21 protein-coding genes are annotated in these 22,357 nt (G+C 62.6%); 7 read left to right on the forward strand and 14 right to left on the reverse strand.

Going from position 1 to position 22,357, the window contains the following annotated elements; all coding sequences use genetic code 11:
- Positions 1 to 147 precede the first annotated feature (147 nt).
- Complete coding sequence (gene dapB, locus IEX16_RS03315) at positions 148 to 972, reverse strand: 4-hydroxy-tetrahydrodipicolinate reductase (protein ID WP_188706588.1); 825 nt, start codon at positions 970 to 972, stop codon at positions 148 to 150.
- On the reverse strand, positions 969 to 1,550 hold the full coding sequence (locus IEX16_RS03320; protein WP_188706590.1) for an outer membrane protein assembly factor BamE: 582 nt from the start codon (positions 1,548 to 1,550) through the stop codon (positions 969 to 971). Before IEX16_RS03320 ends, dapB begins: the two co-directional genes overlap by 4 nt.
- Positions 1,551 to 1,699: 149 nt before the next feature.
- On the opposite strand from IEX16_RS03320, the gene fur reads away from it, so the two are divergent.
- The gene (fur, locus tag IEX16_RS03325; protein WP_188706591.1) at positions 1,700 to 2,152 is read left to right on the forward strand and encodes a ferric iron uptake transcriptional regulator; all 453 of its coding nucleotides are present in this window, start codon (positions 1,700 to 1,702) and stop codon (positions 2,150 to 2,152) included.
- Positions 2,153 to 2,323: 171 nt separating this feature from the next.
- On the opposite strand, the gene hprK is transcribed toward fur, so the two are convergent.
- The 3 genes from hprK to hpf all read right to left on the reverse strand — a co-directional run bounded on the left by hprK (position 2,324) and on the right by hpf (position 4,197).
- Complete coding sequence (hprK, locus tag IEX16_RS03330; protein ID WP_188706593.1) at positions 2,324 to 3,274, reverse strand: HPr(Ser) kinase/phosphatase; 951 nt, start codon at positions 3,272 to 3,274, stop codon at positions 2,324 to 2,326.
- A gap of 42 nt (positions 3,275 to 3,316) precedes the next feature.
- A complete protein-coding gene (gene ptsN, locus IEX16_RS03335; protein ID WP_188706595.1) occupies positions 3,317 to 3,790 on the reverse strand; it encodes a PTS IIA-like nitrogen regulatory protein PtsN in 474 nt (157 codons plus the stop codon).
- A 134-nt stretch (positions 3,791 to 3,924) separates the two neighbouring features.
- Positions 3,925 to 4,197: a ribosome hibernation-promoting factor, HPF/YfiA family gene (gene hpf, locus IEX16_RS03340; protein ID WP_229676182.1), complete on the reverse strand. Its 273-nt coding sequence runs from the start codon at positions 4,195 to 4,197 to the stop codon at positions 3,925 to 3,927.
- 539 nt (positions 4,198 to 4,736) lie between these two features.
- Here hpf and IEX16_RS03345 point away from each other — a divergent pair.
- Complete coding sequence (locus IEX16_RS03345) at positions 4,737 to 5,486, forward strand: patatin-like phospholipase family protein (RefSeq protein ID WP_188706599.1); 750 nt, start codon at positions 4,737 to 4,739, stop codon at positions 5,484 to 5,486.
- Positions 5,487 to 5,664: 178 nt separating this feature from the next.
- Complete coding sequence (corA, locus tag IEX16_RS03350; RefSeq protein WP_188706601.1) at positions 5,665 to 6,651, forward strand: magnesium/cobalt transporter CorA; 987 nt, start codon at positions 5,665 to 5,667, stop codon at positions 6,649 to 6,651.
- Positions 6,652 to 7,073: 422 nt separating this feature from the next.
- On the opposite strand, the gene IEX16_RS03355 is transcribed toward corA, so the two are convergent.
- From IEX16_RS03355 to purE, 4 genes are all read right to left on the reverse strand, one after another.
- A complete protein-coding gene (locus IEX16_RS03355) occupies positions 7,074 to 7,910 on the reverse strand; it encodes a sensor histidine kinase (RefSeq protein ID WP_188706603.1) in 837 nt (278 codons plus the stop codon).
- 67 nt (positions 7,911 to 7,977) lie between these two features.
- On the reverse strand, positions 7,978 to 8,958 hold the full coding sequence (locus IEX16_RS03360) for an L-threonylcarbamoyladenylate synthase (RefSeq protein WP_188706605.1): 981 nt from the start codon (positions 8,956 to 8,958) through the stop codon (positions 7,978 to 7,980).
- Positions 8,955 to 10,178, reverse strand: a complete 1,224-nt coding sequence (locus tag IEX16_RS03365; RefSeq protein WP_188706608.1) for a 5-(carboxyamino)imidazole ribonucleotide synthase — start codon at positions 10,176 to 10,178, stop codon at positions 8,955 to 8,957. The genes IEX16_RS03360 and IEX16_RS03365 overlap by 4 nt, the downstream gene beginning before the upstream one ends.
- Positions 10,175 to 10,684: a 5-(carboxyamino)imidazole ribonucleotide mutase gene (gene purE / locus IEX16_RS03370; protein WP_188706610.1), complete on the reverse strand. Its 510-nt coding sequence runs from the start codon at positions 10,682 to 10,684 to the stop codon at positions 10,175 to 10,177. The genes IEX16_RS03365 and purE overlap by 4 nt, the downstream gene beginning before the upstream one ends.
- Positions 10,685 to 10,846: 162 nt before the next feature.
- Between purE and trxA the strand changes: the two genes are divergently transcribed.
- The gene (gene trxA / locus IEX16_RS03375; protein WP_188706611.1) at positions 10,847 to 11,749 is read left to right on the forward strand and encodes a thioredoxin; all 903 of its coding nucleotides are present in this window, start codon (positions 10,847 to 10,849) and stop codon (positions 11,747 to 11,749) included.
- Positions 11,750 to 12,291: 542 nt separating this feature from the next.
- On the opposite strand, the gene IEX16_RS03380 is transcribed toward trxA, so the two are convergent.
- Positions 12,292 to 13,338 carry a homocysteine S-methyltransferase family protein gene (locus IEX16_RS03380; protein WP_188706613.1) on the reverse strand — a complete coding sequence of 349 codons (1,047 nt, stop codon included), beginning with the start codon at positions 13,336 to 13,338 and terminating at the stop codon, positions 12,292 to 12,294.
- Positions 13,339 to 13,482: 144 nt separating this feature from the next.
- Between IEX16_RS03380 and IEX16_RS03385 the strand changes: the two genes are divergently transcribed.
- The 3 genes from IEX16_RS03385 to IEX16_RS03395 all read left to right on the forward strand — a co-directional run bounded on the left by IEX16_RS03385 (position 13,483) and on the right by IEX16_RS03395 (position 17,880).
- Positions 13,483 to 13,875 (forward strand): rhodanese-like domain-containing protein, encoded by a 393-nt coding sequence (locus IEX16_RS03385; protein WP_188706615.1) that lies wholly within the window; start codon positions 13,483 to 13,485, stop codon positions 13,873 to 13,875.
- A 98-nt stretch (positions 13,876 to 13,973) separates the two neighbouring features.
- Positions 13,974 to 15,941, forward strand: a complete 1,968-nt coding sequence (locus IEX16_RS03390; protein WP_229676148.1) for a RecQ family ATP-dependent DNA helicase — start codon at positions 13,974 to 13,976, stop codon at positions 15,939 to 15,941.
- Between the two features lie 199 nt (positions 15,942 to 16,140).
- Positions 16,141 to 17,880, forward strand: coding sequence for a sensor domain-containing diguanylate cyclase (locus tag IEX16_RS03395; protein WP_188706617.1), 1,740 nt, complete (start codon positions 16,141 to 16,143; stop codon positions 17,878 to 17,880).
- A gap of 31 nt (positions 17,881 to 17,911) precedes the next feature.
- Here IEX16_RS03395 and IEX16_RS03400 read toward each other — a convergent pair whose 3' ends face one another.
- The 4 genes from IEX16_RS03400 to IEX16_RS03415 all read right to left on the reverse strand — a co-directional run bounded on the left by IEX16_RS03400 (position 17,912) and on the right by IEX16_RS03415 (position 22,324).
- Positions 17,912 to 18,643, reverse strand: coding sequence for a 5'-methylthioadenosine/adenosylhomocysteine nucleosidase (locus IEX16_RS03400; protein ID WP_188706619.1), 732 nt, complete (start codon positions 18,641 to 18,643; stop codon positions 17,912 to 17,914).
- A gap of 67 nt (positions 18,644 to 18,710) precedes the next feature.
- Entirely contained in the window at positions 18,711 to 20,399 is a 1,689-nt protein-coding gene (locus IEX16_RS03405) for a long-chain-fatty-acid--CoA ligase (protein WP_188706621.1), read from the reverse strand.
- A 159-nt stretch (positions 20,400 to 20,558) separates the two neighbouring features.
- Complete coding sequence (locus IEX16_RS03410) at positions 20,559 to 21,992, reverse strand: NAD(P)(+) transhydrogenase (Re/Si-specific) subunit beta (RefSeq protein WP_188706623.1); 1,434 nt, start codon at positions 21,990 to 21,992, stop codon at positions 20,559 to 20,561.
- Complete coding sequence (locus IEX16_RS03415) at positions 21,989 to 22,324, reverse strand: NAD(P) transhydrogenase subunit alpha part 2 (RefSeq protein ID WP_188706625.1); 336 nt, start codon at positions 22,322 to 22,324, stop codon at positions 21,989 to 21,991. The genes IEX16_RS03410 and IEX16_RS03415 overlap by 4 nt, the downstream gene beginning before the upstream one ends.
- Between the last annotated feature and the right edge of the window lie 33 nt (positions 22,325 to 22,357).

The raw sequence follows: 22,357 nt of genomic DNA on the forward strand, positions 1-22,357 counted from the left end.
GCCTTCGGCGGCTCGCTGCCCCTTGAACGGGAAAGAGGGGCGCAGCGCCTGCGGCCCGGCAAAGCCGGTTCCGCGGCCCCGGCTGGTAGAGAGAGCATCACCGCACTTGTCGATTCTTGTGCATTGGGCGCGACGCTCATGAGCTCCTCACTTGAGGTTCAGTACGTCGAACATGTCGAACAAACCCGCGCGCTGGCCCGCGAGAAAACGCGCGGCCCGCAGGCTGCCCTGGGCATAGGTGACCCGGCTGGAAGATTTGTGAGTAATTTCGATGCGTTCACCGGTGCCGGCAAACAGCACGGTGTGGTCGCCGACAATGTCGCCGCCGCGGATGGTGGCAAAACCGATGGACGAAGGGTCGCGCTCGCCGGTCACGCCTTCTCGGGCATACACCGCGCAATCCTTGAGGTCGCGGCCCAGGGCGCCGGCAATCACCTCACCCATCTTGAGCGCGGTGCCCGACGGTGCATCGACCTTGTGGCGGTGGTGCGCCTCGATGATCTCGATGTCGTAACCGGTGTTCAGGGCTTTTGCGGCCATCTCAAGCAGCTTGAGCGTGACGTTGACGCCGACACTCATGTTGGGCGCCATGACGATGGCAATGTCTTTGGCGGCAGCTGCAATCTCGGCCTTTTGCGCCTCGGAAAAGCCGGTGGTGCCGATGACCAGCTTGACGCCGAGTTCACGGCACGCAGCCAGGTGCGCCATCGTGCCTTCGGGCCGGGTGAAGTCGATCAGCACTTGCGCGCCGGCCAGGCCGGCGGCGAGGTCGGCGGTGATAGCCACGCCACTGGTATGGCCCAGAAAAGCTGCTGCATCCTTGCCCAGGCCGGGGCTGGCAGTCACGTCGAGGGCGCCGGTCAACTGGCAGTCACCGCTGGCACGCACGGCTTCGACCAGCATCTGGCCCATGCGACCACCGGCGCCGGCGACCGCAATGTGGTGAGGGGGGGCGCTGCCGGCCGGACTCACCGCGTCGGGCTTTCCAGCGGCGGGTAACTGGCGGTCGGGGGCGCCATGGGTGCCGGCGGCGTTGCTGGCGCAACATTTGCGCCAGCTGGTTTTTTTTCAGCGGCTTTGAGTTGCTCGTCGGTCAGTTCCAGCACAGGCACCTTGCCAAATTTGCGGCGGGAGTCAAGTCTGGAGACAAATTCGGACTCGCTCGGCATGGCATCGCCCTCGAAGCGCTCCAACACGTCGTTCTTGAAAAACACCGTGAGCTTGAGCGCCTGCGGCTCGACGTCCTGGCGCTTCAGGGTAAATACATAGTCCCAGCGATCCTCATGGAACACGCTGGTCAGCAAGGGCGTACCCAGCACCTCCCGCACCTGCGCCCGGAGCATGCCCGGCTTGAGCAGCTCGACCTGCTCCTTAGACACAAAATTGCCCTGGACGATCTCTATCTTGTAGGGCGTGATCCAGTTGACGGGGTTGATCTTGCTGTCGCTGAGCCCGCTGGTCATGCCCTTGATGCTGCCGCAAGCGGCCAGCACACTGCAAGCCAGAATGGTAAGGGCGGTTTGGATGCCGTGACGATTTTTTGCAGACATGGGCTTGGGTGTAGCGATATGATTGATCATTGTAGCGGCAGGGTGTTCGCACCCTCATGGGTGCCCGTCAGCCCGCCGGGCCAGCGCCCTGCCTTTCTGACTTCACCCGCTTTTGCCCGTTTTTGCCCACTTTTCTCCGGGATACCGCCATGAGCAATATCGACGAACTCAAAAACACCGGCCTGAAAGCCACGCTACCGCGCCTGAAGATCCTGGAGATTTTTCAGGCGGGCAAGCAGCGACACATGACGGCGGAAGATGTTTTCAGGGTGCTGCTGGAAGACCGCTCCGATATCGGACTGGCCACGGTGTACCGGGTGCTCACGCAATTCGAGCAGGCGGGTCTGCTCAACCGCAGCAACTTCGAGTCCGGCAAAGCTGTCTATGAAATCAACGAAGGCCAGCACCACGACCATTTGGTGTGCCTGGATTGCGGCAAGGTCGAAGAGTTCTACGACGCCGAAATCGAAAAGCGACAGCATTCTGTCGCCAAGGCCAAGGGATTCACCATTGCCGACCACTCGCTGTCCATGTACGCCAACTGCACCAAGGACAAGTGCCCAAACCGCCCGCTCACGCCGCGCCACGCGCACCACAACTGAGCCAGGCCCGGTAGGTAGGTTTGCCGAAAAATCAAGTCAAAAGAGGCTCCTGCCCTTTACCGACGTGCATTAATAGCTATTAATAACATAGCATTGACGAATCCAAACGTAGCGGCCGGGTGCCCTGGCGGGCAGCGCAGCTACACGCAGTGAGCGAGCGTGGGGGCCAGGTCAGCCACCGCGCTCCATCGCCTGGCGGTGTCGCTCGACAAACTCCTGGTAGGTGTCGATGCCGCGCAATTGCAGGATGACGTTGCGCACGGCAGCCTCGACCAGCACCGCAATGTTGCGACCCGCCACCACCTGAATCACCACCTTGCGTACCGGAATACCGAGCACGTCCTGCGTCAGCGGCTCATAGGGGATCCGTTCGTACTCGCGCTCCAGCGTCTCGCGCCGGACCAGGTGCACGATCAGCTTGAGCCGCATCTTGCGGCGAACAGCGGTCTCGCCAAATATCGCCTTGATGTCGAGCAGGCCGATGCCGCGCACTTCCAGCAGGTTTTGCAGCAGCTCCGGGCAGCGCCCCTCGATCGTGGTCTGGTTGATGCGGTACAAATCCACCGCGTCATCGGCCACCAGACCATGGCCACGCGAGATCAGCTCCAGGCCGAGCTCGCTTTTGCCGAGTCCGGACTCGCCGGTGATCATCAGGCCGACGCCGAGGATGTCCATGAACACGCCGTGCATGGAAGTGCGGTCGGCAAAATGTTTGGACAGGTAGGCACGCAGCACGTCGATCACAAATGCCGCCGATTCCTGGGTCGCAAACATCGGAATCTGCGCGCGCTCGCACATCGACAACAGGGTGTCGGGCGCGACTTGGCCGTCGGCGATGATCAGCACCGGGGGCTCCAGCGTGACAATGCGGGAAATGCGGCGGGCGCAATCTTCAGGGCTGCCGTTGCTGAGATAAGCGATTTCGCGCTCGCCAAGCAGTTGCACCCGGTAAGGATGGATGTAATTGAGGTAGCCGACCAGGTCGGCGCCGGAACGGGCGGCACGCACCGCCACCTCATCAAAGCGCCGTTCGGAGGCGCCCAGGCCGGCCACCCACTCCCACTTCAGCGCGGCGCGGTGGTCCTCGAACAGGACATCGGCGCTGACGACGGTAGGCTTCATGCCTGCGTTTTCAGGAACACCTGTGTCAGGTCACGACGCATGTCAGGGGCTGACAGCGTGGCTCGACTGCCAGGAGGCGATCAGCTGGTGCAGGGCTGCCGCGTCGGTACTGGCCTTGAGCTGCTCGCGCAGGGAACTGTCGCTGAGCAATTCGGCGATTTCGGACAGGATTTCCAGATGTTTCTGGGTCGCCGCCTCAGGCACCAGCAGAAAAATCAGCAGTCCCACCGCCTGCTCATCGGGTGCATCGAACCCAATCGGCGCGTGCAACTGGAACACGGCCGCCATAGGCGCCTTCAGGCCCTTGATGCGGCCGTGCGGAATCGCCACGCCGTGGCCCAGGCCGGTTGAGCCGAGGCGCTCACGCGCGAACAGGCTGTCTGTGATCAGGGCGCGGTTCAAACCCTGCTGGTTTTCGAACAGCAAGCCAGCTTCTTCAAAAGCGCGTTTTTTGCTGGTGGCTTCAACACTCACCAGTACTTGGGCGGAAGGCAGAATTTGCGAAAGACGGTTCATAACGATCTTTTAGTCGCCGAATTATGCACTTTCATAAGCATCGATACCATCCAGCGCATAAAAAAGCCGCCTGACTGCACAGACGGCTTTTCCGTACCACTTTGGAGCACAACGCCGCAGCGGCTGCGCACTCGTCAGGCTTGGCGCTTGGCGGCAACGTGGTGGTGATCCTGGGTTTTGGTCTTGTAACGCCCGACCTGGCGGTCCAGCTTGTCGGTCAGCTCATCGACCGCAGCATACAAATCAGCATGTGAACTCTCGGCAAACAGGTCACGCCCTTTGACATGCACATTGCACTCTGCCCTTTGGCGCCGTTCTTTTTCCTTCATGTTATCAATCGTCAACAAAACTTTTACGTCGACAACCTGATCAAAATGCCGGGTTATCCGATCCAGCTTGCTGGTCACATATCCGCGCAGTGCGGGGGTAACTTCAAGATGGTGGCCGCTGATCGTCAAATTCATAAAGAGACTCCTTTTCCATGGCTGGAAGGGGGTTTAAAAACACCGCCCGGCACAAGCGGCAAGGCGGCGAACGGACAACTCTCTTGGTTTCACTATGCGCCTGAAGCCGGGCAAACGCAATCCTGCGGCGCAAGAAAAATGAAACAAGTCTCACGGGCATCACGCACGCGCCGCAGGCCACCTTGTCAACCCGGCGATCTGCTGTTGATTCGTATGAATTTTTTGATGTTTTCTGTGCTTCTGGCCATCGGCAAGATGCGAGAGTAGTCAGTCAAGATCGGCAGATCCATCGCGCAAGGCCCCGCGATTTGCTCAGGATTGGGCCGACCCCGAATGGCAGAGACCCAGGATGTGGCCCTAATATCAAGGTCACTTTCTCCACCTCTGTCCCGGAGTGCTGCGCATTAACACCTTTCTGGCCCGCTTTTGCCCGTCCCCATGCTTGCCCCCAGGCGGTTTAGCGGACTGGCCGGTCAGGCGCCATGTCGCTTGAAACGATTATTTCCTACGGCCTGACACGGCCTGACGAAAACCTCACCGCGCTGGTGCTGATGGGCGGTGGCGCCCGCACCGCTTACCAGGCTGGCGTGCTGCAGGCGGTGGCCCGCATCGTGGGCCCACATCGCGAGGCCGAGAAAGAGCCGCGTTTCCCATTCAAAATCCTGGTCGGCACCTCGGCCGGCGCGCTCAATGCCTGCTACCTGGCCAGCCGGGCCAGCGAAGGCCTCGCGGCGTTCAAGCAACTGGCCGGTTTCTGGGCCACGCTGCGCTCCGCGCAGGTGTACCAGCTCAACGTGCCCGGCTGGATCCGCTCCAGCCGCATTGCCGCGGCCTTGTTTTTGTCCCGGCAGGTGCGCAAGCAGCAGGCTTTCCTGAACGACACACCGCTGGTGGACACACTGCGCCAGATGCCATGCGAAGTCGCCGCGGTCATGCCCTACCGGTCGGTTGACGTGCTGGCGATCGCGCCATCGCAGTCTCTCGACGCACTGGCCCAGGCGCATGCAGGCGAATTGCCTGCCGCGACCTACAACGCCCTGGCGGGCCTGGGCGCGCTGGGTGCGCGAGGCAGCCCGAGCGGGGCGGCACTGGCCAGCTACCTGCAGTTCGAGCCCGGTTTCATCAAGGCGCTGATGGCCTTGGGAGAACGGGACGCCCATGCGCGCAAGGATGAATTGATGGCATTTTTCGGGTCGGCGCCAAGTGGAGAGATGCTACCCAAAGTGCCATAATCAAGGCTTCCTGATGACCGGAGACACCCTTGGAAAGCAGCCCCAGTTGCTAGCTTTCAACGCCGCAGACTGACGCATGTCATCACGGGGTTGAAAGCGATGCCGCCATCCACAACCCCGCCGATACCGAGCCGCTCCCTGGCCGGCGCCGGCCCCCTGAACCCATTGGGAGCCAGTCATGCTCAATATTTTCACGCTCGCCAACGGGCGCCTGTTCCAGGAAGAAATCGAATCTCTGGAGGAGCTGTCCAAGTTCCAGCCGATCTGGGTCGACCTCGAATCCCCCACGCTTGAAGAAAAACGCTGGATCAAGCAGTACTACGGCCTGTCGATTCCGGAAGACGCGATGGACGAGGACATCGAAGAGTCCGCGCGTTTTTACGAGGAAGACAACGGCGAGTTGCACATCCGCTCAGACTTCCTGATCGCCGACGACGATGAGCCGCGCACGGTGCGGGTCGCCTTCATCCTGAACCTGGTCAATGACGACCTGAAAAGCAAGGGCGTGCTGTTTTCCATCCACGACGAGGATGTGCCGGTGTTCCGCCTGTTGCGCATGCGCGCCCGCCGCGCGCCGGGGCTGATTGAAGACGCCAAGGAAGTGCTGCTCAAGCTGTTTGACGCCGATGCCGAATATTCGGCCGACACACTGGAGAACATCTACGTCGAGCTGGAGAAAGTCAGCACCAAGGTGCTGTCGGGCGACGTGACCGATGCTTTGGCCGGCGAGGTGCTGGGCGCCATCGCGCGCCACGAGGATTTGAATGGCCGGATCCGCCGCAACGTGATGGACACGCGCCGCGCCGTCAGCTTCATGATGCGCAGCAAGATGCTCAACGCCGAGCAGTTCGAGGAAGCGCGCCAGATCCTGCGCGACATCGACTCACTGGACTCCCACACCGCCTTCCTGTTCGACAAGATCAACTTTTTGATGGACGCCACGGTTGGTTTCATCAATATCAACCAGAACAAGATCATCAAGATCTTCTCGGTGGCCAGCGTAGCCCTGCTGCCGCCGACACTGATCGCCAGCGTCTACGGCATGAACTTCAAACTCATGCCCGAGCTGGAGTGGACACTCGGTTATCCGTATGCCCTGCTACTGATGGCGGCCAGCGCGGTGGTGCCGATGTGGTATTTCAGGAAGCGGGGCTGGTTGAAGTAGGGCGCGCGCGCCCGCGCGGCTTGGCCTATTGGCCAGCGCGGGCTGTTGAAGTGCTTCCAGCAAGCCGGGTCTCGCCCCGGCGGGCGAGGCACTTTTCTTTGCTTCGCCAAAGAAAAGTACCCAAAATAAAGACGACCCGATGGTCTGGGTCCCTCCGCTTTGACCTGCGCTCCTCGGCCCAGCCCGACGGGTGGGGGCTCAAAACCAATGCGGGGAAAGTCCGGAGTGCAGGAAGCGCGAAGCGCTTCCTGCACGAGAATCCCAACAGACCGTCATGTTTGCACGCGAGCGCAGCACACGCGGCCACATAAAGTCCCCCTCCATCGCCCAGCGGGGCGAGGGAGGGGCTAGGGGTGGGAGTGGGAGTGGGGAGTTGAAACTACAGCCCGAAGCGGGCCGGGCACGCAGCGCAATGCCGGCGATCAAACCCCAGGCAGCGTGAAGTAGATCGTCGCACCCTCTTCCACCGCAGCCTCGGCCCAGATTTTTCCGCCATGCCGCGCAACAATGCGCTGCACCGTCGCCAGACCCGTGCCGAGGCCGGTGAAGTCCGACGAGACATGCATACGCTGGAAAATGCCGAACAGCTTTTCGGCATGGGCCATGTCGAAGCCCGCACCCTGGTCGCTGACAAAGTACACCGTCTCGCCATCCGCTCCGGCCTGACTACCGACGGTAATGACGGTCTTGTCCTTTTTGGCGCTGAACTTCCAGGCGTTGCCGGCCAGGTGATCGACCAATTGCTTGAGCAGCGCCTGGTCGCCCTGGGCGACCAGGCCCGTTTGAACCTCGATCTGCGCCACACGCGCGGGCTCAGCCACCTGCAACGCCGCAAAGGCGCCCTGCGCGAGCGCGCCAAGATCCACCGCCTGCACGGCCATCGGCGCGCGCAGCAGGCGCGACACCACCAGCAGCGCACCGATCAGCTCGTTGATATTGGCCACACCCAGCCGGAGCCGTTGCAGATAATGTTTGCTGCGCTCGACATCGCCTTTGGCCGAGGAGCCCTCAAGCAGCCGGCTGAAACCGTCGATGGTGCTCAGCGGCGCACGCAGGTCGTGCGAAACCGAATAAGAAAAAGACTCCAGCTCCTTGATCGCGGCCGCCACATCTGCATCGCGCTGGCGCAACTGCGCTTGCAGCGCGGCAGTGATGCGCAAGATCTCCTGCGCTGCCGCGTCAGGTTCCCGGCCTTCACGCAATTGCTGCAGCAGTGCGGTGATGGCTGGGGTGGTACCGGCTTCAAAAGGAGAAGTCATGTCTGCTTTCAGGGAGGAATGCTTTATCGCGGAGCCAGCCCACTATGCACTGTGGCGGCTCAGCGCGTCAATCCGCAGCCGCCCGACCCAGCCGGTCCCGCACACCGTCCCACCCGGCGCCTGCAGGCGGGTGTTCGATCCAGATCAACTTGACACCCTGCGCATCGAAGCCGCGCAGCACGGCGAACAGTTGCTGCGCCGTGGCGAGTGCGTCGTCGGGCATGCGGCGGTAAATCACTTTTTCCGAGGTGATGCGCACGACGGAGCGGGCATACACCGCGATATGCGCGGCGTCGGTGCCCAGCAGGTCCAGCGCCGCCTGGATGGCCGCGGCGTCCATCAGGCGCACCCTGGCGGTGGGTGCGTAGTGCGATTCGAGCGTGCCGGAGGCGCGCGGGGCGGCGTCGCCCAGAAATTCCTCGTTGCTCAGCACCGGCTCGCCGCAGGCGGCTTCAAGCTGCGCGCGCGTGAACACGCCGGGGCGCAACAACACCGGCCGCCCGCGCGTGCAGTCGACGATGCTGGACTCGATGCCGACCTCGCAGGGCCCGCCGTCAAGCACCAGCAAATCGTCACCAAATTCTTCAGCGACATGGCGTGCGGTGGTCGGGCTGACTCGGCCGAAGCGGTTGGCGCTAGGCGCGGCCACACCGGTGGCACAGGCCTTGAGCAGCGCCTGCGCGACCGGATGGGCCGGGCAGCGCAGGCCGATGGAATCCTGGCCGCCGGCGGCTGCCGCAGCGATGCCGGGCTGGCGCTTCAGGATCACGGTGAGTGGGCCGGGCCAGAGGGCGGCCATCAGGCGTTCGGCAAACGGCGGGATATTAAAGGCGTAATCGGCCACCTGCGCCGGGATGGCCACGTGAACGATCAGCGGGTGGTCGCTCGGCCGGCCCTTGGCGGCGAAGATGCCCGCCACTGCGGCGCTGCTGGAGGCGTCGGCGCCCAGGCCGTATACCGTTTCCGTGGCAAAGCCGACCAGGCCGCCGGCACGGATCACCCGGGCCGCCTCGGCGATGGCCGCCGGGTCCTTGCCGTCGAGGATCATTCCAGCGCGTCCAGTCCGGGCAGCGACAAGATTTTTGCAGCTTGACGCGCCATCGACTTGACGCCGGTGATGTCCGCGCCGGTAAGGGTGAGGTGGCCCATCTTGCGGCCGACCCGCGCCTCGAGCTTGCCATACAGGTGCAGGTGGGTGCCCGGCAGGGCCAGCACCGTCTGCCAGTCGGGCGCACGCGGCTGGCCCGCAGCATCGCACCAGATATCGCCCAGCAGGTTGAGCATGATCGCCGGCGAGTGCTGACGCGGCTGCGGCAGCGGCAAACCGGCCATAGCGTGCACCTGCAGGTCGAACTGCGAGACATCGCAGGCGTCCATCGTGTAATGACCGCTATTGTGTGGACGCGGCGCCATTTCATTGACCACCAGCGCGCCGTCGGCGCTGCCGTCGTCGATGACAAAAAACTCGACGCACAAGACGCCGACATACCCGATGTGATTTGCTATGGATTCCGTAGCTACTCGCGCCCGTTGCGCAAGGGCTGGAGGCATATTTCCTTCATAAGCGGTGGTCACGGCAAGGATGCCCTCCACATGCACGTTGTACTGCGGGGCAAAGCCCACGATGGCGCCGTCCCAACCGCGCGCGACGATGACTGAACATTCGGCTTTCAGCGGCAGCAGCTTCTCGAGCACGCAGGGCATCTGCTCAAATCCGTTCCACGCAGCGGCAAGCTCGGCGACGTTGTTGACACGCGCCTGGCCTTTGCCGTCGTAACCCATGCGGGCGGTTTTGAGGATGCCGGGCAGCAGGTCCGCGGCGACGGACTGAAGTTGTTCAGACGTTTCGATCACGGCATAAGGCGCGCAGGTCACGCCCGCCACGCCTGCGCTGGCCGTGAAATGGGCTTTTTCCTCGATGCGGTTTTGCGCGATCGCGACCGCACCCGCGCCCGGCGTCACCGGCCGGCAGGCCGCTAGCGCCTGCAACGCATCGGCCGGGACGTTTTCAAATTCGGTGGTGATGGCCGCGCACGACGATGCCAGTTGCTTGAGGCCTTCGGCGTCGCTGTAACCGGTAACGATGTGGTGGTGGCTGACGCGGCCGGCCGGGCTGGCCGGATCGGGATCGAGCACGGCGGTGAAATAACCCAGGCGCTGGGCCGCGTGCACAAACATGCGGCCAAGCTGGCCGCCGCCCATCACGCCCAGCGTGGCGGGCCGGCCTGCTGCATCGACGGAGCCCGGGAAGATCGGCGTAAAACTCATGTGGGCGGCAACGTCATGGCCCGCGCGGCGGCGGTCTGCTCGGCGCGGAAGGCCTGCAGCTTGCCTGCCAGCGCCTTGTCGTGGGTTGCCAGCATGGCGACGGCAAACAGCGCCGCATTGGCCGCGCCGGCGTTGCCGATGGCAAAAGTCGCCACCGGGATGCCTCTGGGCATCTGCACGATGCTGTGCAGCGAGTCCACGCCCTGCAGGTGTTTGCTGGCCACTGGCACGCCCAGCACCGGCACGGCGGTCTTCGCAGCCAGCATGCCCGGCAGATGGGCCGCACCGCCTGCACCGGCGATGATGGCCTGGAGGCCGCGGCCGGCTGCCTGCTCGGCATAGGCGAACAATTCGTCGGGCATGCGGTGCGCGGACACCACACGCGCCTCGTGCGCCACGCCGAAGTGCTGGAGGATTTGCACCGCATGCTGCATGGTGTCCCAGTCGCTGCTGGAGCCCATCAGCACGCCTATCAGTGGCGCCTGTTGATCTTGTGTTGTTGTCATGTGTTGCCTTCCGGGCCGGCTGGGCCGCCAATCGTTCGATGCCAGCACCGATTTTACGGTCTGGGGCGTGCGCCCAGCCACCGGGCCTTGCGCCACGTGCTATCGTCCCTGCGCAACCGCGCCTGTTGAAAACTCCCTGACCACCCTTATTTGCCCAGCACCATGATCGACGTCACCATTGCCAATTTTGAAGCGGAAGTTATTGCGGCTTCCATGACCACACCCGTGTTGATTGATTTCTGGGCGCCTTGGTGCGGGCCCTGCAAGTCGCTCGGCCCCATCCTGGAAAAGGTTGAGGTGGCCTACAACGGCCGATTCAAGCTGGTCAAGATTGATTCCGACCAGGAGCAGCAACTGGGCGCTGCCTTTGGCATTAAAAGCATTCCGACCTGCATATTGATGATCAACGGCCAGCCGGTTGATGGTTTCCAGGGCGCACTGCCCGAGGGCAAAGTCAAGGAATTCCTCGATAAACACCTGCCGCCGGCCGACGAGTTGCCGCCGGAAGAAGAAGAGGAGGCGCCGGAACCCGAAGACAGCAGCCCCGTCGCCGTGCTGGAAAAACTGAAGGCCGCAGTCGCCAACGACCCGTCCAACGACAGCGCCTTGTTCGACTATGTGCGGATGCTGCTGCAGCACGGCCAGCTCGCGCACGCCAAAGCGGCGTTTGCGCCGGTCCACCCCAAAGTAGCCCTCGTGCGCAAGTTCGAGGCCCTGCAGCACTGGTTCGATGCTATCGAATCAGGAGCTGCTCATGCAGATCCGGCAGGGGCTCAGGCCGGATTCGATGCAAAACTTACGGCCAACAAGCGGGATTTTGAGACGCGTTACGCGCTGGCGCAACTCCACATGAGTCAGCAGCGCTGGGTAGCGGCGATGGACGAATTGCTGGAAATTCTCATGCGTGACAAGTCGTGGAACGACGAACTGGCACGCAAGACCTTTGTCTCCATCCTTGAAATCATCGAGCCACCCAAAGTCAAGGTCGCCGACGGGCAGATTCCGCCGGATGATCCGGTGGTGGCGACTTACCGGCGGCGCTTGAGCAGTGTTGTGCTGAGCTGATTTTTTTGTGGCGTCACGCTGCGCCTGCGGTCTGTTCAGGACAGTAGTTTTAACTCCCCACTCCCACCCCTAGCCCCTCCCTCGCCCCGCTGGGCGATGGAGGGGGACTTCATCTGGCCGCGTGTACTGCGCTCGCGTGCAAACATGACGGCCGCTTGGGATTCCCGTCCTTGAAGCGCTTCGCGCTTCAAGGACTCCGGATTTTTGTCTCTGGTATTTGGGGTTTTCTCCCCCACCCGTCGGGCCGGGCCGAGGAGCACAGCCGAAAACGGATCAGGGCGAGCGATTGTCTGAGTGAAGCGAGTTCGAGCTCGACCCCGTTTTCGGCGAGCACCGCAGGTTGCCCCTGAGCGGCAGCGAAGGGGACCCGGACCATCGGGTCGCCTTTTCTTTGGTGACTTTCTTTTGGCGAAGCAAAAGAAAGTTACTTGCCGCCGGGCAACCCCCGGCCTGCAGCCAAACACAAACCAGAACAAGCTGAAGTAGCCAACAAACATGGATCCCGGATCAAGTCCCGGATGACCGCCGGAGGCCTGAGCGCCTCAGGCGGCTTCCTTGTAAAAGAAGCCGCGCTGAATACTCCGGGGTGCCAGCGGCTCGACCGCCTGATGAATCGCACCGATGTGCTCCGGCGTCGTGCCGCAGCAGCCACCGACAATATTGACCAGTCCTTCGGCTGCAAACTCGCGCAGCAGGCGCGAGGTCACGTCGGGGGTCTCGTCGAAACCGGTGTCGCTCATCGGATTGGGCAATCCGGCGTTGGGGTAGCAGCTGATAAAGGTGTCGCCGGCCACACGCGCCAGCTCCTGGATGTAGGGACGCATCAACGCGGCGCCGAGTGCGCAGTTCAGGCCGACGGCCAGCGGCCGGGCGTGGCGGATGCTGTGCCAGAAAGCGGTGACAGTCTGGCCGCTCAGGATGCGGCCTGAAGCGTCGGTCACGGTGCCGCTGATGATCAGCGGCAGACGCTCGCCGCTGTTGTCGAAATACTCGTCAATCGCAAACAGCGCGGCTTTGGCGTTGAGTGTGTCGAAAATGGTTTCGACCAGCAGCACGTCGCTGCCGCCCTTGACCAGCGCCTCGGTCTGCTCGTAATAGGCCTGGCGCAGCTCCTCGAAACTGGTGTTGCGCGCGCCAGGGTCGTTGACGTCGGGGCTGATGCTGGCGGTTTTGGGCGTGGGACCGAGGGCGCCAACGACAAAACGCGGCTTCTCGGGCGTGGAGAACTTGTCGCAGGCGGCGCGCGCGATGCGGGCCGACGCGTAGTTCATCTCGACTGCCAGCTCGGCCATGTCGTAGTCGGCCTGGGCCACGGTGGTGGCACCAAAGGTGTTGGTCTCTATCATGTCGGCGCCGGCCGCCAGATAGCCTTCGTGGATGTCCTGAATCACGTCGGGGCGGGTCAGGCTCAGCAGCTCGTTGTTGCCCTTGACGTCTTTATGAAAGTCCTTGAAACGCTCGCCGCGGTACTGCGCTTCATTGAGCTTGAAGCGCTGGATCATGGTGCCCATGGCGCCGTCGAGAATGGCGATGCGTTTTTCCAGGATGGCGGGGAGCGCCGCGCCGCGGGTGTAGATGGCTTGCTTCATGCACCGATTTTAAACTTTTCGCCCCCACGCTTTTCACTTCGTGTGATGCGCTGCCCCCCGAGGGGGCTAATTTTCCTTGGGGCGGCCCGGCGGAAAATTCCCGCGCCGCTTTGCCTGACAATAAGGCTCCCGCCGGATACCCCCATGAAACACCTACAACCCCAAGAAGCCTGGGACTACCTCCAGCAGCACCCTGACGCGCTGTTTGTCGACGTGCGCATGGAAATCGAGTCGCTGTATGTCGGCCGGCCGCCGGGCGTGGTCAACGTGCCCTGGTACGAGTACCCCGACCTGACGCCGGATGGAAAGAAGTTTGCCGATGCCGTGGCGCGTGAAGCCAGCAGCAAAGCGCAACCGGTGTTGCTGATTTGCCGCTCCGGCCAGCGCACCTTGGCCGCTGGCCAGGCGCTTGAAGCCGCCGGTTTTGCCGAGGTCATCAACGTGGTGCATGGCTTTGAAGGCGAGCTCGATGAGCAGTTCCAGCGCTCCACCCTGAGCGGCTGGCGTTTTGAAGGTTTGCCCTGGGAGCAGATGTAGCGGATTTTTTGAGCCAAATCTGGCTCTAGCCCCTACCCAGCGGGCGTACACAGCTATTTATTCAATAGCATTTTTTTTCTGCCCTGATACACCCCACCTTGCCGTACACCTCGACCCACCCCTCCCCGCTGGACATCCTGGGGCAGGTTTTCGGCTACTCCGACTTCCGCGGGCCCCAGCAGGCCATCGTCGAACATGTGGTCGGCGGCGGCGATGCGCTGGTGCTGATGCCGACCGGCGGCGGCAAGTCGCTGTGTTACCAGATCCCGGCCATCGCCCGGCAAAACGCCGGCCATGGCGTGACGGTGGTGATCTCGCCGCTGATTGCGCTGATGCACGACCAGGTCGGCGCGCTGCATGAAGCCGGCGTGTCCGCGGCTTTCCTCAACTCCACCCAGACGCAGGAAGAAAGCAGCGCGCTTGAAAAACAGCTGCTGCGCAACGAGCTGACCCTGCTTTACGCCGCACCGGAGCGCATCAATACGCCGCGCATGAAGGGCCTGCTCGGCTCGCTGCACGAACGCGGCCTGCTGAGCCTGTTCGCGATTGACGAGGCGCACTGCGTGAGCCAGTGGGGCCACGACTTCCGGCCCGAGTACCGATCCCTCAGTCTGCTGCACGAAACCTTCCCCGACGTGCCGCGTATTGCGCTGACGGCAACCGCCGATGCGCTGACACGCCAGGACATGATCGAACGGCTTAAGCTGGAGGACGCACGCGAGTTTGTCAGCAGTTTTGACCGGCCCAACATCCGTTACACCATCGTTGAGAAGCTGGAACCCACGCGCCAGTTGCTGCGTTTCATCGAAAGCGAACATGCGGGCGAGGCCGGTATCGTCTACTGCCAGTCGCGCAAACGGGTGGAAGAAATTGCCGACATGCTGCAGGACGCGGGACTCAAAGCCATGGCCTACCACGCCGGCCTGGACAGTGCACTGCGCCAACAACGCCAGGACCGCTTCCTGCGCGAAGAAGGCATGGTGATGGTGGCCACGATTGCCTTCGGCATGGGCATCGACAAGCCGGACGTGCGTTTTGTCGCGCACCTGGACATGCCGAAAAACATCGAAGGTTATTACCAGGAGACCGGGCGCGCCGGCCGTGACGGCCTGCCGGCCAACGCCTGGATGACTTACGGCCTGCAGGACGTGGTGAACCAACGCCGCATGATAGACACCAGCGAGACGGCCAGCGAAGAATTCAAACAGGTCATGCGCGGCAAGCTGGACGCGCTCTTGAGCCTGGCCGAAGACACGCGCTGCCGCCGCGCCAGCTTGCTGCGCTATTTCGGCGAAACCATGGACAGCCAGCAATTTTCCGCCGGGCCGCCCCAAGGAAAATTAGCCCCCTCGGGGGGCAGCGCAGCACACGAAGTGGCAAGCGTGGGGGCTCACAGCTATTGCGGCAACTGCGACAACTGTTTGCAGCCCCCGGTGGTCTGGGACGCCACCGAAGCCGCGCGCAAGATGCTGAGCTGCATTTACCGCGTGCAGCAGGCCAGCGGTATCACTTTCGGCGCCGGCCACATGATGGATATCCTGCGCGGCAAGGCGACTGAAAAAGTGCTGCAGCACAGCCACGACAAACTCAGCACCTTCGGCATAGGCGCCGACCTGTCTGAAGTGCAGTGGCGCGGCGTGTTGCGCCAGCTGATCGCCAAAGGCATGGTGCGGGTCGATCCCGACGCCTTCAACACCCTGCAGTTGCTGCCCGACGCGCGCCAGGTGCTCAAGGGCGAGGTCAGCCTGCTGCTGCGCGAGCAGGCCGCAGGCGGCGCGGGCGAGCGGCGCAAAAAAAGCACCAAGACCTCGGTCAAAGGTCTGGCCGAGGCTTCACTCAACGCCGGCGCGCTGGAGCGCCTGACCCGACTCAAGGCCTGGCGCGCCGAGGTGGCGCGCGAGCACAACCTGCCGGCCTTTGTGATCTTTCACGACGCGACCCTGCGCGCCATTGCCGAGCGCGCACCGCAGACCCTGACCGACCTGGAAGGTATCAGCGGCATAGGTGTCAAAAAACTCGAAGCGTATGGTCAGGAAGTGCTGCGCGTCTGTATCGCAAATTCCTGATCAAATCGGGCTGTAGCCCATGTTGAGCAAGCGTAGTCAGCTATTAAATCAGTAGCGTCTGAAACGCCGGTTCGGCGCCGGATGCCAGCAGCCCTGGCACGGTACGCCGCCGGTCAAGCTGGCAGCCCCGGCAATCCGCCAGCGCTCTTGTCAAAAAACGCTTGCTGCACAATACGCGTCTGTGGGAGCCGCTAACAAGTTGACCGCCGGACGAGCGCTCGTCGCCTTCGCCAAGGCGGTGCTGGCCATGCTTTGCCTGCAGGCGAGCCTGTTGGCCGTCCCCGCCGCTGCCGCCGAGCTGTTGACGCTGGGTGTCCACCCCGGCCCCGTCAGCCTGGCGGCCTCAGTGGACACCTGGCTGGATCCAGGGGGCCAGACCCCTGTGGAGAAGGTGGAGGCCGGCCCGCAGCCCCCGGGATTCACGCCGCTGCAAGCCGGCAAGCCACAGGCGCTGGACAACGCCGCACTCTGGTTGCGCTTTGACGCCGTGGTCAACGACCCGCGCGATCACTGGAAACTGGAGCTACCAATGGCTGCAGTGGACAAGATCAGCCTGTATTACCGCGACAGCCTCGGGCGCTGGGTGGTGCAGCAGGCGGGAGACACCCTGCCCATGAGTGCCTGGCCCGTTCCGGGCCGCTTCCCTGCACTGTCGCTGAGCCCTGAACAAGGCCAGCCCGTGCGTTATTACCTGCGCATTGAGCACGCGCGTGTCCCGTTCTCGGCGGTCCCGCGCGCAGTTTCAGACACCCGGCTCACCGCCGCGCGCCAGCTTGACCACCTGCTGCTGGGCGCCTACTTCGGACTGGCCTTCCTGGTCAGTCTGCTGGCGCTGATCAACGCGGTGGCCTACCGCGACTGGGGTTTTGCGAGCTACGCCGTCTATGTGTCCACCTTTGCAGCTTCGCAAGTCGCCTTCACCGGTATTGCCGGCCTCTACTGGTGGCCGGAACGGCCGGCGCTGAACAATCCTGCCGTATTCGCACTGCCGCTGGCAGCCGCCGCAACAGCCATGCTGTTTGTTCGCACCGTCACCACACCTCGGCGCTTCTCCCGCGCTTTGGACTGGTTTTTGATGGCCATGTTTGGCCTGCTGCTGGGCATCGCGTTGATCGATGGCACTGTCCCGACTGTTGAGAGTTTTTCCGTGGCCAATGTGCTCGTGAGTACCGGCATCGTCGCCTTGCTGTTGGTGGTCGGCGTGTCCCTGTTCGAGGGCGACCGGCACGCGCGCTGGCTCGCGCTAGGATTTCTTCCCATCATCGTCGCCTCGCTGTTCCCGCTCGCGCGCAACATGGGCCTGCTCAGAGCCAGTTTCCTGACTGAACATGCCTTGCTGCTGGGTTCAGCGCTGGAGCTGCCGATCCTGTTTTACGGCCTCCTGCGCCGCGTAACGCAGCGGCGCGAACCCGAAACCCGTGCTGCCGCACTGCGCACGACCGATCCGCTGACCGGCCTCAGATCCACCCGGGTGCTGGTCAGCAAACTGCGCCAGGTCCTGAGCACAGCCGGGCGTTACCAGCAACCCTGCGCGCTGCTGCTGATCAACCTGAGCAACTTCGCCGCCTTGCAGCAAGAGCATGGCCGCGAGGCCGGCGACCGCGCGATGGTGATGGCCGCCTCGCGAATACGCGCGGCGGCGCAAACAACCGACACCGTGGCCCGCGTCGGCGACAGCCAGTTTGCCTTGTTGATGGAAGGACCGATGACCAGCGACTCGGTCAACGACGTGGCGACCAAGATCCTGGCCAGCGGTTTGCGTCCGTCACGCGAGTTGCCCGGCGCCGACCCGCTGGTCTTTCACATCGCAATTGGCTACATGGCGCAGCCCGCCCGGCTGGAACAATCCGAGGCTCAGTCGTATCTGAACCAGCTGCTACAGGCGGTCAAGGACATGAGCGACGGTTCGCGCAAAGCGATTCGCCTGATCCAGCTTTGACGGTTGTGATGGGCCACTTTGCGGCGCGCTTTTACAGCAACGCCAACAGGTGCCGAACCATCGCCTGGGCATACAAACTGGCCACGTCTTTGACGAAGGCCGGGAAGTCCACATGCGCCGTGTCATCGGCACAGTCGGAAATTGTGCGCACCGCCGCAAACGGCAGGCCGTAGTCAAAACACACTTGCGCCACCGCCGCCCCTTCCATCTCTACGGCCAGCACCTCATGCCCACCCAGCCCAAGCGCTGAACGCAAGGACCGCGACTCGGCTGCCCCGGAGACAAAACGGTCACCGCTGGCCACCAGTCCGTGATGCAGCAAGGCCTTCGTCGGCAGGGCCAGGCTTTCGAGCCCGGCGCGGCTGGCCTGCAGCAGCAAAGCTGTCAACGCTTTGTCACAGACGAATCGGCTCTGGTCATAGAGCGGTACCTCGTAACGCGGGAAAATCGGCGAGGCATCCATGTCGTGCTGAACAAACTCGCTGGCCACCACTACGTCGCCGACAGTCACACCCTCACCGAGGCCGCCCGCCACGCCGGTGAACACAATGCGTCCCACCTTGAAGCGCTCGATCAGCGCCACACTGGTGGTCGCCGCCGCCACCTTGCCGATACGCGACAGGGCCAGCACCACCGGCTGGCCGTGCAGCCGGCCGCGCCAGAAGTCGCGCCCGGCGTGGCGGGTTTTTTGCGGATGCTCAAGCAGCTTAATCAGACCCTGCTGCTCTTCGGCCAGAGCACTGAGGATAGCGGTCGTTGTCATTGCCGCAAGTTTGCCCGAAAAGAATAAGGCGGCCGAAGCCGCCTTTGTTGAAGGGGGGTCTCCCGCCCTACTTTTTGTCGCGCAGTTCGCGGCGCAAGATTTTGCCGACCGGCGTTTTGGGCAGCTCTGTACGAAACTCCACCACCTTGGGCTGTTTGTAGCCGGTCAGGTTGGTCTTGCAGAACTCGCGCACCTGGGCTTCCGTCAGGTCCGGGTTTTTCTTGACGATGACCAGCTTGACGGCTTCGCCCGACTTGTCATCGACCACGCCGACACAGGCGCATTCCATCACGCCTTCCAAACCGCCCACCACGTCTTCGACCTCGTTCGGGTAAACATTAAAGCCGCTGACCAAAATCATGTCTTTCTTGCGGTCGACGATCTTGAAGAAGCCCCGCTCGTCAACAATGCCGATGTCGCCCGACTTGAAGTAGCCGTCAGGCGTCATGACCTTCGCGGTTTCGTCAGGACGTTGCCAGTAACCGGCCATCACCTGCGGTCCCTTGATGGCGATCTCGCCGGGCTGGCCGTTGGGCACCTCGTTGCCGTCATCGTCGAGCAGCTTGAACCAGGTGCCGGGAATCGGCACGCCAATGGTGCCGGTGAAGGTCTTGCTGTTGGTCGGGTTGCAGCTTGCCGACGGAGAGGTCTCCGACAGGCCGTAACCTTCACAGATTGGGCAGCCGGTTTTTTCCAGCCAGAGCTTGGCCACCGCACTCGTGACAGCCATGCCGCCGCCCAGCGACACCTTCAGGTGCGACCAGTCCACGGTGTTGAAGTCGGGGTGGTTGGCCAGGCCATTGAACAAGGTGTTGACCGCCGGAAAGCTGTGAATCTTGTGCTTGGCCAGCTCCTTGAGCACCGCCGGCAGGTCGCGCGGATTCGGGATCAGGATGTTTTTGCCGCCGGTGCGCATGCCCAGCATCATGTTCACGGTGAAGGCGAAGATGTGATACAGCGGCAGCGCGCAGACATAGGTCGGCTGCACACCGGTTTCCATGCTGGCCATGGCCGGGCCGTTCCAGGCCTCGGACTGCAGCACGTTGGCAATCACATTGCGGTGCAGCAGCACTGCACCTTTGGACACCCCGGTGGTGCCGCCGGTGTACTGCAGCACTGCCACATCATCGGGCTTGAGGTCGGGGCGCTTGAGCGTGGCGCGCGTACCGCGGGCCACGGCGTCGTTGAAACGCACGGCCGAGGGCAGGTTGAAGGCCGGCACCATCTTCTTGACGTTGCGCACCACGTAATTGACCAGCGCGCCCTTGAGCATGCCGAGCTGGTCACCCATGGCGCTGAGCACCACATGTTTGACCGGCGTATTGGCGATGCACTGCTCCAGCGTATTGGCGAAGTTCTCAATGATGACTATCGCCTTGGCGCCTGAGTCCTTGAGCTGGTGCTCGAGCTCGCGCGGGGTGTACAGCGGGTTGACATTGACCACGACATAACCGGCGCGCAGGATGGCGGCCACCGTGATGGGGTACTGCGGCACATTCGGCATCATGATGGCGACACGGTCACCCTTGGCCAGGCCGAGGCCCTGCAGGTAGGCAGCAAAAGCCTGCGACAGGCTGTCGGTCTGACCGAAAGTCACGTCTTTGCCCATAAAGCTGTAGGCCACCGCCGAAGCGTTTTTGGCAAAGCTTTCTTCCATCAGTGCGACGAGGGACGTGTATTGGGAGATGTCAACGTCGGTGGGCACACCCGGCGGATAGGCGCTCAGCCAGGGGCGGTCAGGGGTGGATGCATTCATGCTTGTCTTCTCCAGATTACGATTGAACTACTGCCACGAATTTTCACGGCGCAACCCTCTGTCGGGTTATTGCGTTTTCCCTAGGAAACCGGGAAATCAGGGGGGCAAGCCCTCTAATTTCTGTTTTTAAAACAGCAGGAAGTGTTATCTGCCGGCTTCTTACTCAATGGCCTTGCCCATGTCTTCGATGACTTTTTTGGCATCGCCAAACACCATCATGGTTTTGTCCATGTAAAACAGCTCGTTGTCCAGGCCGGCATAACCGGCCGCCATCGAGCGTTTGTTGACGATGACAGTCTTGGCCTTATAGGCCTCGAGAATCGGCATGCCGTAGATCGCGCTGCCCCTGACGTGGGCGGCCGGATTCACCACGTCGTTGGCGCCCAGGATGATGGCCACGTCGGCCTGACCGAACTCGGCGTTGATGTCTTCCATTTCATGCACCTGGTCGTAAGGCACCTCGGCTTCGGCCAGCAGCACGTTCATGTGGCCGGGCATGCGGCCGGCCACCGGGTGAATCGCGTACTTGACGTTGACACCCCGGTCAATCAGTTTTTGCGCGAGCTCCTTGACCGAGTGCTGCGCGCGCGCCACCGCCAGGCCGTAACCCGGCACGATGATCACGGTTTCGGCATTGCCCAAAATGAAAGCCGCATCGTCGGCCGAGCCCGACTTGACCGGGCGCTGCTCCTTGGCGCCGCCGACTACCGCACCGGCCTCGCCGCCAAAGCCGCCCAGGATCACGTTGAAGAAGGAGCGATTCATCGCCTTGCACATGATGTAGGACAGGATGGCGCCCGACGAGCCGACGAGTGAACCAGCAACGATCAGCATGGCGTTGTTCAGCGAGAAGCCAATGCCGGCCGCAGCCCAACCCGAATAGCTGTTGAGCATGGACACCACCACCGGCATGTCAGCTCCACCGATCGGGATGATGATCAACACGCCGAGCACAAAAGACAGCGCCAGCATCGCAAAAAATGCGGTCCAGTTGCCAGTGAACATGAACACCAGGCCGAGCGCCAATGTGGCGACGCCCAGTGCCAGATTGAGCATGTGTTGGCCTGCAAAAGTGACCGGCGCACCCTGAAACAGGCGGAACTTGTACTTGCCGCTGAGCTTGCCGAAGGCAATCACCGAGCCGCTGAAGGTGATGGCACCGATGGCCGCACCGAGGAAAAGCTCAAGCCGGTTGCCGGCCGGAATCGCCGCCGTGCCCAAACCTTGGGCCACGATGCCAAAGGCATCTGGCTCGGCCATCGCGGCCACGGCGATAAACACCGCCGCCAGGCCAATCATGCTGTGCATAAAAGCCACCAGCTCGGGCATCTTGGTCATCTCGACACGTTTGGCCATGAGGGTGCCGGCGGTGCCGCCAACCAGCAATGCGCCCAGCACATAGACCATGCCGACGGCCTTGCCGCCGGAAATTTCCACGATCAGGGCGCCCGTGGTCAGGATGGCAATCGCCATGCCGACCATGCCGAACAGGTTGCCGCGAATCGAAGTGGTCGGATGCGACAGGCCCTTGAGCGCCTGGATGAAACAGACGGAAGCCACCAAGTACAGCAGCGTGACAACATTCATGCTCATTTGGCCACTCCCGAGCCCGCTGCGTCAGCCGCAACGGCTTTCTTCTCTTTTTTCCGGAACATCTCCAGCATGCGGCGCGTGACCAGGAAGCCGCCGAACACATTGACCGCGGCCAGCGCCACGGCCAGTACGCCCATGGTTTTGCCCAGCGGCGTGACGGTCAGTGCGGCTGCCAGCATGGCGCCAACAATGACAATCGCCGAGATCGCGTTGGTCACCGCCATCAGCGGTGTGTGCAGCGCAGGCGTCACGGTCCAGACCACGTGGTAACCCACGTAAATGGCTAGCACAAAGATGATGAGGTTGATGATGGTGGGTGACACGGCATCCATGGTCTTTTCTCCTGGTCGGGTGGCGTTGTCGCC

It is taken from the genome of Polaromonas eurypsychrophila (genome assembly GCF_014641715.1).
In the GTDB taxonomy this organism is placed as follows: Bacteria; Pseudomonadota; Gammaproteobacteria; order Burkholderiales; family Burkholderiaceae_C; genus Polaromonas; species Polaromonas eurypsychrophila.